The 13,137-nt window shown below is 59.8% G+C and carries 11 protein-coding genes; all 11 read left to right on the top strand.

Annotation, left to right across the window (positions count from 1 at the left end; all coding sequences use genetic code 11):
• Positions 1–189 precede the first annotated feature (189 nt).
• The 11 genes from V8G57_RS17970 (at position 190) to V8G57_RS17920 (ending at position 13,120) form a co-directional block, all read left to right on the top strand.
• A complete protein-coding gene (locus V8G57_RS17970; protein WP_342830533.1) occupies positions 190–1,080 on the top strand; it encodes a LysR substrate-binding domain-containing protein in 891 nt (296 codons plus the stop codon).
• Positions 1,081–1,591: 511 nt separating this feature from the next.
• Complete coding sequence (locus tag V8G57_RS17965; RefSeq protein WP_175500997.1) at positions 1,592–2,062, top strand: transposase; 471 nt, start codon at positions 1,592–1,594, stop codon at positions 2,060–2,062.
• A gap of 454 nt (positions 2,063–2,516) precedes the next feature.
• A complete protein-coding gene (locus V8G57_RS17960) occupies positions 2,517–4,073 on the top strand; it encodes a glycosyltransferase (RefSeq protein ID WP_342830532.1) in 1,557 nt (518 codons plus the stop codon).
• Between the two features lie 12 nt (positions 4,074–4,085).
• Entirely contained in the window at positions 4,086–5,420 is a 1,335-nt protein-coding gene (locus tag V8G57_RS17955; protein ID WP_139220047.1) for a glycosyltransferase, read from the top strand.
• Positions 5,414–6,280 (top strand): class I SAM-dependent methyltransferase, encoded by an 867-nt coding sequence (locus V8G57_RS17950; protein ID WP_217647588.1) that lies wholly within the window; start codon positions 5,414–5,416, stop codon positions 6,278–6,280. Before V8G57_RS17955 ends, V8G57_RS17950 begins: the two co-directional genes overlap by 7 nt.
• Positions 6,281–6,324: 44 nt before the next feature.
• The gene (locus tag V8G57_RS17945; RefSeq protein WP_342830531.1) at positions 6,325–7,518 is read left to right on the top strand and encodes an acyltransferase family protein; all 1,194 of its coding nucleotides are present in this window, start codon (positions 6,325–6,327) and stop codon (positions 7,516–7,518) included.
• Position 7,519: 1 nt separating this feature from the next.
• Entirely contained in the window at positions 7,520–8,362 is an 843-nt protein-coding gene (locus V8G57_RS17940; protein ID WP_342830530.1) for a class I SAM-dependent methyltransferase, read from the top strand.
• Positions 8,363–8,543: 181 nt separating this feature from the next.
• Entirely contained in the window at positions 8,544–9,353 is an 810-nt protein-coding gene (locus tag V8G57_RS17935) for an ABC transporter permease (RefSeq protein WP_342830529.1), read from the top strand.
• Positions 9,353–10,615, top strand: a complete 1,263-nt coding sequence (locus V8G57_RS17930; protein ID WP_342830528.1) for an ABC transporter ATP-binding protein — start codon at positions 9,353–9,355, stop codon at positions 10,613–10,615. Before V8G57_RS17935 ends, V8G57_RS17930 begins: the two co-directional genes overlap by 1 nt.
• A complete protein-coding gene (locus V8G57_RS17925) occupies positions 10,612–12,006 on the top strand; it encodes a glycosyltransferase family 4 protein (RefSeq protein ID WP_092397556.1) in 1,395 nt (464 codons plus the stop codon). Before V8G57_RS17930 ends, V8G57_RS17925 begins: the two co-directional genes overlap by 4 nt.
• On the top strand, positions 11,981–13,120 hold the full coding sequence (locus tag V8G57_RS17920; RefSeq protein ID WP_254785063.1) for a glycosyltransferase family 4 protein: 1,140 nt from the start codon (positions 11,981–11,983) through the stop codon (positions 13,118–13,120). Before V8G57_RS17925 ends, V8G57_RS17920 begins: the two co-directional genes overlap by 26 nt.
• Positions 13,121–13,137: the final 17 nt, after the last annotated feature.

Below are 13,137 nucleotides of genomic sequence, written 5' to 3'. Positions count from 1 at the left end.
TGGCTTTTGGGTAGGGCGCATTTGTCTCTCTCCGGTATCAGGAAATGTATTTTCTTTGTGAAGTGTCCCTGCGGGATCTGCTCACTTTTTTATGCTTGCTATTCTTGAGCATTGCCCGGGTCTTCACAAACGAAATATAATCATAGGAGCCATGCATTTTCCTGTTGGCTTTGATCTCCGGAGACGCCCATGCGCAAGTTGCCGCCCTTGAATGCCCTGCAAGTCTTCGAGACTGTCGCGCGCCATCAAAACATCACGCATGCCGCCAACCACCTTTGCCTGACCCAAGGCGCGGTCAGCCGGCAGATACTGATCCTGGAAGAGTATTACGGCTTCCCGCTGTTCCAGCGCCATGCGCGCGGCTTGACGCTGACCGAGGAAGGCGAGCTCCTGCTGCCCGCAGTGCGCGAAAGTTTCGCGCGGATCGAAGAGATATCGAACCGGCTGACGCGGCAGCGCACCGACCTGGCGTTGAAAGTGCCGACCTGCATCATGCGTTGGATCTATCCCAAGATCATGCTGTTCCAGGCTGCCTATCCGGATATCCAGCTGCAGGTCACGACTGCCCTGCAGCACAATGTCGACTTCCAGCGCGAATCGTTTGACGCGGCCATCGTGTATGGCGCGCCGACCGGCAAGGATACCCATTCGCTTTTGTTGTTTACCGAACAGCTGACGCCGGTATGCTCGCCTGCAATGCTCAAGGAGCAGCCGCACCTGGAGCCGGAGCAGCTGGCGCAGCAGACTTTGCTGCATCCGACCAGGGATCACCGGGACTGGGAAATGTGGCTGCGCTTTGCCGGCGTCAAAGGCGTGGACGCCAGCAGCGGCCAGAGTTTTGAAACGCTGGACCTGGCGGTGAATGCGGCCGCGCAAGGATTCGGCGTGGCGATAGGCGACTGTATCCTGGCCAGCGACGACCTTGAGATGCAGCGGCTGGTGAAGCCGTTCGATTGCGTGATGCCGGGGCAAAGCTATTATTTCGTTTACCCGGAAAGTGTCGCCAACCAGCAGAAAATCACGATCTTCCGCGAGTGGATCGCCCAGCACTGCATGGAGCACGCCGCGCCGCTCGCCTGAGCGGCCAGCTCGCGTCAGTCCGGCCACCATTCCTTTTTCGCGGCTAAGCCCGGCGCCGACGTATCTGTACCTTGCGTGCGAAAAACTCCTGGCGATATTTGTCGGTTTCAAAGACGGCGATTGCACACTCATTGTTAACGTTATGCGCCTGGACACGCGAAGTTGCCGGCGACTCTGCAAGAAACCGGCAGCCAGAAAATATTAATGAGAAGAAATAGTTAAATCGGCTTTGTTTTCCATGGGAAATAATAGGTGTGTATTTAGCGTCATTAGACGGTTAAATTTTGTTAATTTGTGTCAACGATAGTTAAAGATTGAGTTTTCCAGTAGTTTCATGCGGCTCTTGCTTTTACTCTTTGCTTGCATGCTGACGCCGGATTTAACAAACCGGTGAATGTGTAGCGTAGGGGTAACCGACTGGATCTGGACAGGCAATTTCCAAAAGAAAAAAAGATTTGCCGTAAGGCAATTTTACGCGCTTGTTCATTTTCAACAATCAAAGAGTAAACCGATGCAGAAAATTGATGGCGTTCTTCGAGATGATCAGTGGGACAAGCTGGAACCTTTATTGATCGGACGGCCTGGGGATTCCGGGATGTGCGGCCGCGACAATCGCCTATTCATGGAGGCGGTGTTATGGGTTGCGCTGAAATCAGGCTCATGGAGCAACCTGTCGCCCGAATTCGGCCGCTGGAGAACCAGCTACATGCGGTTCCGGCGCTGGACCAAGGCTGATGCCTGGCGGCGCCTGGCCGAAAACCTGGTTGACGACCTGGAATTGCAAGCCATGCTGGGGGCCATCGTCACCCTTGGCGACGAACACACCCGCCTGAACACGGAAAGATCGATCAGGCGCACCAACGTGAAAATCTATGGACGCGCCCTGGCTTCCGCTGCAGGCGCCAACGCAAAACCGGCACGCGCCGACGAATTGTCGTCGTCGTGGGTGTGGCTGGTTACCGACGACAGCCAGACTGGCTGATCTTCAATAGCAAAGCCCCGGCTGCAGGCGCTCATCGTGAAGCGCCGGTGCGGCCGGCGTCATCTGGCATCACGCGCCCAATGCTGGCGGATGTTGATATTGATGCAAATCTTTTTTCCTGAATCGCCACCCGTAAAGCCATTCCTGGTTGGGTAGCTGGCGCCGAAAATAACTCAAAGTTACATTAAAGCACAATAGGGTTCTCGCTCTAAAGGAGTGCCGCATCGCACTACCTTCGTGCGGTATCAGGTATTATCGGCAACCATAGGGAGAGTGTTTGACGGGAAACTTTCTGGGCGGCGCCATTCGGTTGCCGCGGCACTTCCTCGGTGTAAATAACAAAGAATGGCCCCGGCTAAGGGGCTGAGACAAGTCTGAAAAGCAATATGCCGAAGCCGCAAGCGGCCCTGGCAGTGGTTTGGACGATTAACATTCGATTAAAAGTACGATTTTGATGAATTTCATTCTGTATTCGGATATTGGCGAAAGCACGATCGATAAAAGCCTTGGTTTGCCAGAGTACAGCTATTACTTTGTCTTGAAAGCCTTTCGCGCCGCATTGGCGGAACTCGGGACGGTCACGCTGGTACGGCGTCCGGAAACCGAAGTCGACCCGCTGTTTGAAGAATGCCGGCAACGTGGAGAGGAATGCGTGTTCCTTTCCTTTTCCCCACCCAGCAAGACCGCGATCGACCTCAAGTGTCCTACGGTGTCGGTGTTTGCCTGGGAATACAGCAATATCCCCAACGAGCAGTGGGATGAAGATCCCCGCAGCGACTGGCGCAACGTGTTTGCCCGCCATGGCAGGGCTATCACCTTGTCCGGTTATACCGCACGCGCCGTGAAAGACGCCATGGGCCAGGAATTCCCGGTGCTGGCGGTGCCGGCCCCGCTGTGGGAGCAATTTGCCGGCGCCCGCGAGCGGCTGGGAAATCCTGCACTTGGCGGGTCAAACGAGATTCGCTTGCGCGGCACGGTGATCGATAGCCGCGTGCTCGGCTTGTCGGCCGATGGCTTGATCGCCAACGCGGCGCAGCCGGCCGCAGTGGAGCCGCTCCCCGCGACGACGCCGCCGCCAGCTCCAGCGAAAAACCTGCGCTACCGGCTGGGCGCCACCAAGCGCCATCTGCTGGGCTGGTACCGGGATGTATTGCGCGATCTGCTGCCGCTGTGGCTGGCCAGGACACTGGCGAGCGGCGGCCGCAAGGGTTATGCCGTGATACGGCCGGCGCCGCAGCCGCAGCCGGACTTGCCTGCCACGCCGCCGCCGGTGGTGGCGGCGCCGGAACCGGAAACCGCGGTCAAACTCGATGGCGTGGTGTACACCTCGGTGTTCAGTCCCACGGACGGCCGCAAGAACTGGTTCGACATGGTGACCGCATTTTGCTGGACTTTCCGCGAGGTCGAGGATGTCACGCTGGTGCTGAAAATGAACGAACGCGACCTGTCCTCCTATCGCACGACCTTGATGACCCTGCTGTCGCAGCTGGCGCCATTCAAATGCAGGGTAGTGACCTTGCATGCTTTCCTCGACGATGGCGCTTACGAACAGCTGATCGGCGCCACCACCTATTATGTCAATACCTCGCTGTGTGAAGGCTTGTGCCTGCCGCTGATGGAGTTCATGAGCTGCGGCAAGCCGTCCATCGCGCCTTCGCATACGGCGATGGCCGACTATATCGACGAGCAGGTCGCCTTTGTGGTCAAGTCCGGACTGGAGCAGAATGTCTGGCCGCACGACCCGCGCGACCTGTTTCGCACCTTGCGTTATCGGCTTGACTGGTCCTCGATTTGCAGCGCTTACCGGGATAGCTACCAGGTGGCCCGGCAGGCGCCTGAAACCTATGCGCAGATGCGCGCGCATACCCTGCAGCGGATGCAGTCGTATGCATCGGTCGATGCCGTCAAGCGGCAGTTGCAGGGCTTCTTCCATCAAACCGGACGCAGCCCCGCGCTGCACGGCGCTGTACGCGACACGGTTCCCGTGGCGCTGGCCAGCCGCCTGACCTGAAGATAGCCGCACATGATCATCATCGTCTACTCGGAAACCGACGCCGGTTCGATTGAAAAGAACCTGGGTTTGCCAGAATACAGCTACTACTTCGTGCTGAGGGAATTCCGGCCGCTGCTGGAGCGGCTCGGGATCGTGGTCGCGGTTACCGACCCGGCGCGCGAAGTCGACGCGATCTACCGCAACGCCAAGGCGCACGGCCAGGACTGCGTATTCCTGTCGTTTTCGCCGCCGCACAAGACCGTGACCGGCCTGGAGTGCCCGACCATCCCGGTGTTCGCCTGGGAATTCAGTACCGTGCCGCAGGAGCCGTGGCAAGGCGAGCCGCGCCATGACTGGCGCACGGTGTTCAGCAAGCTCGGTAGCGCCATTACTCATTCCAATTACACTGTCGCCACGGTGCGGGCGGCGATGACGCCGGCGTTCCCTATCGTTTCCGCGCCGGCCCCGGTGTGGGACCGGTTTGCCGGCCTGCGCCGCTCGGCGATATCGGCCGGCGGCGTCGAGCTGCAAGTGGCGGGCACCGTGATCGATACCCGCAGCGCCGATCTCGCGCCGTTCGGACCGACCCATAAGCATGATCCCAAGCCAGACCTGATCCGGCCGGCCGCGCTGGCGCGGCTGCAGCCGCAGCAGCTGCAGCTCGACGGCGTGGTGTACACCTCGGTGTTCAATCCGTATGACGGCCGCAAGAACTGGTTCGACATGATTGGCGCGTTTTGCTGGGCCTTTCGTGATGTCGCCGATGCAACGCTGGTGCTGAAACTGACCCACCACGATATCAAGAACGCGGTCGACGCCTTGCTCGAGGATTTGCACAAGGCCACTCCTTACCGTTGCCGCGTGGTGCTGATCCACGGTTACCTGGCCGATCCCGAATATGAAAAACTGGTGGCGGCCACAAGCTATGTGGTGAATACCTCGCATGGCGAAGGGCAGTGCCTGCCGCTGATGGAGTTCATGTCTTGCGGCAAGCCGGCGATCGCCCCCGACAATACCGCCATGGCCGACTATATCGACGCCGACAACGCATTCATCATCGCTTCCAGCGAAGAGCCCAGCCACTGGCCGCATGATCCGCGCCAGGCGTACCGGACCTTGCGCTACCGGATTGACTGGGATTCCTTGCGCGCGGCTTATCAGGACAGCTATCGCGTATTCAAGCAGGATCGGACTCGCTACGAACAGATGGCGGAGCATGCGGTGCGCAGCCTGCAGCAGCATTGCTCGCAGGCGGTGATCGCGGAACGCCTCGGCGCCTTCCTGCTGGACCACGCGCGCTCTGCCGGTGCCGGCCAGCCCGCGCCCGCCAGCCGCAGTACCGATGATGCGGCGCCGGTATGCTGAAGATACTGTCAAGCTTTACGGCCTTGTTCAAGGATAAGGCGCCAGCCGCGCCGGTCCTGCCGCCATTGGTTTCGGAACAGGGCGTTGTCGATTCGCGCATGTGCGGCCTGGTTGACGCCTTGCAAAGCGGCTGGTTCAACCATGCCAGCGGCGAACTGGCCAGCGGCTTCCGGATCGGCGCCGAGGACGTGGTGCTCGACGTCGGCTGCGGCGACGGTGCGGCGACGCTGTTTGCCGCGCGCTGCGGCGCCGAAGTGATTTTTTCCGATACCGACGGCGCCAAGATCGAACGCCTGGCGCGCCAGGTCAAGGCGGTCCCGGCGCGCGCCGCGCAAGCGCTGGTCTGCGATACCGATCCCTTGCCGCTGGACGACCGGCGCGCCACGCGCATCATCGCGATGGAGATGCTGGAACATGTCGACCATCCGGCGCAGGTGCTGGCGGAGCTGGTGCGCGTCGGCCGGCCCGGCGCGCTGTATTTGCTGACGGTGCCCGATCCGGTCGGCGAACATGTGCAGCAAGGACTGGCCCCGGCCTCCCATTTCCAGAAGCCGAACCATATCCATATCTTCGAACGCGAGACGTTCGCCGCGCTGGTCGCCGAAGCCGGACTGGTGATCGAAAGCCGCCAGTCTTCCGGTTTCTACTGGAGCATGTGGATGTGTTTGTACTGGGCCAGCGCGACGCAGCAGGAAGGCGCCACGCTGGACCAGATCAAGGCGCCGTATCCGCCGCTGCTGGATGAGTGGGCGCAAACCTGGCATCAGCTGCTGACGCTGCCGGGCGGCGCCAAGGTGAAGGACAAGCTGGATGGTTTCATGCCCAAGAGCCAGCTGATAATAGCTCGCAAGCCGGATTGACGGACGACGCCCAGTACAGGATCAGCAAGGAGAGCAGGCCAGACATGAATCGACGGATTTCAGATATTCAATTATTGCGCGGAATTGCCGTGCTGTTCGTGCTGGTCGAACATACCCAGTTCAACCTGTTTGGCGAGCCGAACCGGCTGCTGACCTACATCTACCCGAATTTCGGCGGCTGGACCGGAGTCGACCTGTTCTTCGCGATTTCCGGTTTTGTCATCGCGCGCGACCTGATCCCGCGCCTGGCGCGCAGCGACGGCCGCCAGTTTTCGACCATGCTGAGTTTTTGGGTGCGGCGCGCTTCGCGCCTGTGGCCGTCGGCCTGGCTGTGGCTGGCGCTGATCCTGGTGGCTGTCGTTGGCTTCAATCGATCGGGCGCCTTCGGCATAGTGCGGACCAACCTGGACGCCACCCTTGCCGGGGTTTTCAACTACGGCAATTTCCGCCTGATGGCGACCTTCGGCCGCTCCGAATACGGCGCCAGCTTTCCGTACTGGAGCCTGTCGCTGGAAGAACAGTTTTACCTGCTGCTGCCGTTCGCGGTGATTATCTTCCGGCGCTGGCTGCCGTGGGTGCTGCTGGTGCCGCTGTTCTACCAGCTTTACGCGCACCGGCACTACGACCTGTTTCTGATGGCGACCCGTTCGGATGCGCTGATGCTGGGCGTGCTGCTGGCGATCTGGAGCCAGCATCCAAGCTACCGCTGGTTCGAACCGGTTTTCCTGAAAAGCCGGCAGTGGCTGCGCTGGATCGTGTTGCTGCTGCTGGTGCTCGGCCTGGGAGCGATGGGTTCCTATCGCTTTGCCGAATTCCGGTTCTGGGTCGGCGTGGTGGCGCTGATCTCGGCCCTGCTGGTGTTCATCGGTTCTTACGACCAGGACTACCTGATGCCGGACAACCCGTTGAAGAAGGTCTTCCTGTGGCTGGGCAGCCGCTCCTATGCGTTGTACCTGACCCATATACCGGCCTATCTCGCCAGCCGGGAAATCTGGTTCCGGATCGAACCGGTGAATACCGTCTTCGCCAAGAATTACAACGGCCGCCTGGCGCTGACCGCGATTGTGCTGGTGGTGATTTTCAGCGAGCTGAATTATCGCTTCGTTGAAACGCCGTTCCGCATCCGCGGCAAACTGCTGGCCGATCGCATCAATTTGAGTCCAGGCTGGTTCCAGGCATGGCTGGGGCGGTTCCGCAATCGTCCGTCGATCGCCGCCGCCGATAGCGAGAAATCCTAGCATGCGTAAATTGATCAACAGACTGCTCGGCGGCCGGCAGGCCATGCAAGGCAAGGCGATCGTGCCGCAGGTTGCGGCGGCGCCGCGGGTGCCGGAAGCCAATCATTTTGACATCGGCCTGAAGGATGCCGGCTACGACGGCTGGTATCGGGTCGACAGCGGTGAACTGTATGAAGGTTTTGCGATCAGAGCCGAGGATGTGGTGGTCGACGTTGGCTGCGGCGACGGCGGTTGCGCATTGTTCTGCGCCAATCGCGGTGCGCATGTAATCGTCGCCGACATCGATGCCGCCAAAGTGGCCGCCACCACGCAACGCCTGAGTGGCACGCCGGCACGCGAGGTGCAGGGAGTGGTCAGCGACGCCAATCCGCTGCTGTTGCCGGATGGCGTGGCCAGCAAGATCATTTCGATGGAAGTGCTGGAGCACGTCGACGATCCGGCGCAATTCCTGCGCGAGCTGGTGCGCATCGGCAAGCCTGGCGCGCAGTATTTGCTGACGGTGCCGGATCCGGTAGCGGAACAGCTGCAGGTCGGGCTGGCGCCGGAGGTGTATTTCCAGAAACCGAATCACGTGCGCATCATCCAGCGCGACCAGTTCGAGCAGCTGGTGGCAGACGCCGGGCTGGTGATCGAGCGCCATAGCTATTACGGATTTTACTGGTCGCTCTGGTGGCTGTTTTTCTGGGTCTGCAAGGTCGACCTGGCGGACCCGCAGCACCCGTTGTTGAATAGCTGGACCCGTACCTGGGAAGCCTTGCTCGGCAGTCCCCAAGGCAGCCTGGTGCGGCAACGCATGAACGCCCTGATGCCGAAGTGCCAGGCAATTGTCGCTCGCAAGCCATGAAGACGTACGGCGAGGCTGGCTGTTGTTCCGGCGGATGGCCGATGCGGGTTTGCGGCGCGTCGGCAAAGAATGGAGAGAGTAGGAAAATGCATGCCCGAAAATCCTGTATTCGATTGAAATGCGCCCATCCGGGTGACGACGCCATGCAGCAGCCTGGCGATAAATATGGCGGGCGCAAATAATGATCCAGGCAAAAGCACACGTCATCTTGCGTTCACTGTGGCATTACCGCGGATTCATGGCGGGCAGCGTCCGCCGCGAGTTCCAGGCGCGCTATCGCAATTCGATGCTGGGCGCGGCCTGGATGGTGTTGAATCCGCTGGCGATGATTGTTGTGTATACGGTGATTTTTTCGCAGCTGATGCATGCGCGCCTGCCTAACGCCAGCAGCCAGTTCAGTTACGGCATTTATCTATGCGCCGGTTTGTTGACCTGGGGGTTTTTCACCGAGACCGTGTCGCGCCTGCAGAATGTATTCCTGGAAAACGGCAACTTGATCAAGAAGCTGAATTTTCCGCGCATTTGCCTGCCGGTCATCACGGTAATGAACGCAGGCTTGAATTTTTCCATCATCTTCGGCTTGTTCCTCGGTTTCCTGCTCATCTCCGGCAACTTCCCTGGCTGGGTGTTGCTGGGCATGCTGCCGCTGTTGCTGATACAAGTGCTGTTTTCCGTCGGCCTGGGCATCGTGCTTGGCGTGCTGAACGTGTTCTTCCGCGATATCGGCCAGCTGTTCGGCATCGTGCTGCAGTTCTGGTTCTGGTTTACGCCTATCGTGTATACGGTTTCCACCTTGCCTGCGAAAGTGCAGACCCTGCTTAAATTCAACCCGATGACTGCCTTGATCGGCGCTTACCAAGGGATTTTCGTGAGCGGGCTTTGGCCGCAATGGAGCGACTTGTGGCCAGTGACGCTGCTGAGCATTGCCTTGTGCGCCTTTGGAATGCTGCTGTTCCGCCGGCACGCGGGTGAAATGGTGGATGAGCTCTGATGGGTAAGGTAACCGTTAAAAATTTGGGCAAGGCCTACAAGTCATACGATGGACGCTGGGCCCGGCTGGCCGAATGGATCTTGCCGTTTGCCCGGCAACGGCATCAGCTGCATTGGGTGTTGCAGGATATCGGCTTCCAGCTGGAGGCCGGCGAGGCGGTCGGCATCGTCGGCATCAATGGCGCAGGCAAGAGCACCCTGCTGAAGCTGATCGCGGGGACCACGCAAGCCACCACCGGCAGCGTGGCGATCCAGGGGCGGGTGGCTGCGCTGCTGGAACTCGGCATGGGTTTTCATGCAGACTTTACCGGCAGGCAGAATGCCGTCATGGCCGGCCAGCTGCAGGGCTTGAGCGGCGCTGAAATCGAAGAGCTGATGCCGGCTATCGAAGCATTCGCCGAAATTGGCGACTATATCGACCAGCCGGTCAGGACCTACTCCAGCGGCATGCAGATGCGGCTAGCATTCAGCGTGGCGACCGCCAGCCGGCCGGACGTGCTGATTGTCGACGAAGCCTTGTCCGTCGGCGACGCCTATTTCCAGCACAAGAGTTTTGAGCGGATCCGCGAATTCCGCCGCGCCGGCACCACCTTGCTGATCGTGTCGCACGACCGTTATGCGATACAGACCATTTGCGACCGCGCCATCCTGCTCAACGGCGGCAAGCTGGAGATGCAAGGCGATCCGGTGGAAGTGATGGATTTTTATAACGCCATGCTGGCGGAGAAAGAGCGGCAGACAGTCCGGCAGGAGCGCCTGGCCGACGGCAGGCTGCGGACCATTTCCGGCACCGGCGAAGCGAGCATTACATCGGTAGCCTTGCTTGATGACGATGGCAGGCAGCTGGAAGTGGTGGAAGTCGGCACGGACGTCACGCTGGAAGTCAGGGTTGCCATAAACGCTCCGGTATCGCGCCTGGTCATGGGGTACATGATCAAGGACAAGCTGGGGCAATCGATCTTCGGCATCAACAGCCACCGGCTCGGCATGCCGCAGGCCGATTTGCAGCCGGGCGAGGACCTGGTTTATCGCTGCCGCTTTCCGATGAACCTGGGGAAGGGCAGTTATTCGGTGGCGATTTCCCTGTCCCGGCTGGATTCTCATCTCGACACCAACTATGAATGGCGTGATTACAGCGTTATTTTCCATGTGATCAATACGCGCCATCCCGATTTTGTCGGTTGCGCATTCCTGGATGCCGAGATGGCGGTAGAACGTTCGCACGACCGTGCCAGCGTGAGCAAGGATGGAGTGACGGCATGACCAGGCTGCTGATCGAGTGCACCTACGTGTTCCACCACCCGGAAATGAATTCCGGGATACAGCGCGTTGTCCGCAACATCATCAACCATCTGCCGTCGCTGCAGGAAGAAGTTGTCTGCATTCCCGTCATTTTCAAAAACGGGAAGATACTGGAAGTCAAGCAGCTGACGTCGGAACATGCCGACGATTGGCAAGGCCGTTCGCAGCGGGCATTGGAAAACCTGGCGCGGAAGCTGGTGCAAGTGCGCAACCGCTATTGGCTGATCCACGCACGCCTGCTGCGGTTATGGCCATGGAGAGCTTCGCATAATGTGAGGCGAGTGACATTTGTACTGTGCCGCCTGGCAAGCGCCTCGTTCGTGCTGCCCCTTTATCTGACCGAATGGATCCTGAAAAAGACAGAAGAAAACCCGCGCGCGTTTGAGATGCAGTGCCGCGCCGATGACACCCTGGTGCTGCTGGATTCGTCGTGGCATGCCGATTTTTTCCCCGTGGCGGAGAAGTTGCAGCGGCAGGGAGTGACCATCGTCTCGGTCATCTACGACCTGATCCCGTTGAGCCATCCGCAATTTTGCGACGGCCCGCTGGTGCAGGTGTTCGACCGCTGGTTCGAGTGGATTGCCAATACGGCAAACGGATTCGTTGCCATCTCCAGCACCATCCGCGACGAAGTGCACCATGAGGTGCGGCAGCGGCTGGGCAGTGAACGCGCCGGCAGCCGCTGGTTTGATTTCTTCCACCTTGGTTCCGAGCTTGACCTGGTCGATGCCGATAAATCGGTGCGCGGCCCTGTGGAAAAATTATTCACCTCCGGCCTTTCCATTTACCTGATGGTGAGCACCATCGAACCGCGCAAGAACCACGCTTACCTGCTGGACGCCTTCGAGCAGCTGTGGCGGGAGGGCAGCGATGTCGTACTGTGTTTCATCGGCCGCATAGGCTGGAAGAATGAACGCCTGATCGAACGCGTAAAAAAACATCCGCAGCTGAAGCGGCGCCTGTTCATGTTCAACGATCTCAGCGATGTGGAGCTGGAATATTGTTATAGCCATGCAAAAGCACTGGTTTTCCCGTCGTTTGTAGAAGGTTTCGGCCTGCCGCTGGTGGAAGCCATGCAGCGCGGCTTGCCGGTGATGGCCAGCGATATCCCGGTGTTTCATGAAATCGGCGGCGAATTCGTCAGCTATTTTGATTTGAGCGAGCCGGCATCGCTGGCCCGGCAGGTCCGGCAATCGGAAGACAGCGGCATTTTCCCGGCAGCGCGGCAGATATCGGGCTGGTCCTGGCTCAGCTGGGAAGATTCGGCGCGCCAGCTGGTGAAGCGGGTTGTGCGCCAGGTGCGAACGCAAAAGCAAAGTGAGCCTCATGAAATTGAACATTGCCCTGAATAGCAAGATCCTGCTTGCGCCACGCACCGGCATCGGCAACTACGTTGTTGAGCTGGCGCAGGCTCTGCAGCAGATGCCTGACATCGGCATGCAATATTTTTGCGGCTTGCGCTGGCAGGACGCGCTGGTCGGCGAGCCGATGCAGGATTATTCGCGCTGGGCCGGCATGGCCAAGCGCTTGCCGGCCGCCTATGTTTTCCGGCGGATGATCGAACAGCGGCGTTTTAACCAGGGCGTGCACAGGCTGCGTCCCGATGTGTATCACGAACCCAGTTTGTGGCCGCTCAATTTCAACGGACCGACCGTGATGACCGTGCACGACCTGACGCATGTCCATTTCCCGAAAACCCAGCCTAAAGACCGTTTGCGCGAAATCGAACGCCGGCTGCCGTCGGCCCTGGCGCGCGTCAGCCGGATCCTGGTGGATTCCGAATTCATCGGACAGGAGATCAAACAGCATTTCGGCGTGCCGGACCAAAAAGTGGTGGTGGCGCCGCTTGCCAGTTCTTCTGTTTTCCAGCCCAGGGTGGAGCAGCAGCTGGCTGCCCGTCTCGGCAACCTGGGTTTGGCCTATCGCGGTTTCATCTTGTCGGTCGGCACCCTGGAGCCGCGTAAAAACCTGATGCTGACGCTGAAGGCGCATGCGCGTTTGCCGTTGCCTTTGCGCGCGCGTTTCCCCTTGCTGGTGGTGGGCATGCCAGGCTGGCAGGCGGAGGAATTGAACGGCGCGCTGGCGCAGGCGGTCAGCGCCGGCCATGTGCGCCTGGCCGGTTACCTGGACCAGGCGGACCTGGCTTGCGTCACGGCGGCGGCCAAGATGATGGTGTTCCCGTCCTTGTATGAAGGGTTTGGCTTGCCGGTGCTGGAAGCGATGGCTAGCGGCACGCCGGTGATTGCGTCTGATTGCGCCAGCCTGCCGGAGGTCGCTGGTGCCGCCGCTGCCTATGTCGATCCTCAGGACGAGGCGGGGCTGACAGAGCAGATGCGCCGGCTGATGGAGGATGACAGGGCCTGGATGGGGCAGCGCATAGCGGGCCTGGAGCGGTCGGTGCAATTTTCGTGGCGAAAATGCGCAGCCGTTACTGCCGATGTGTATCGGCAGGCGGCTAATGGCTGAGTAGTGTCGGCTGCCGT

It is taken from the genome of Collimonas rhizosphaerae (assembly GCF_038896935.1).
Lineage (GTDB): Bacteria > Pseudomonadota > Gammaproteobacteria > Burkholderiales > Burkholderiaceae_D > Collimonas > Collimonas rhizosphaerae.
The sequence above is the reverse complement of the archived record's forward strand: the minus strand, read 5'-3'. Positions and strand labels throughout refer to the sequence as shown.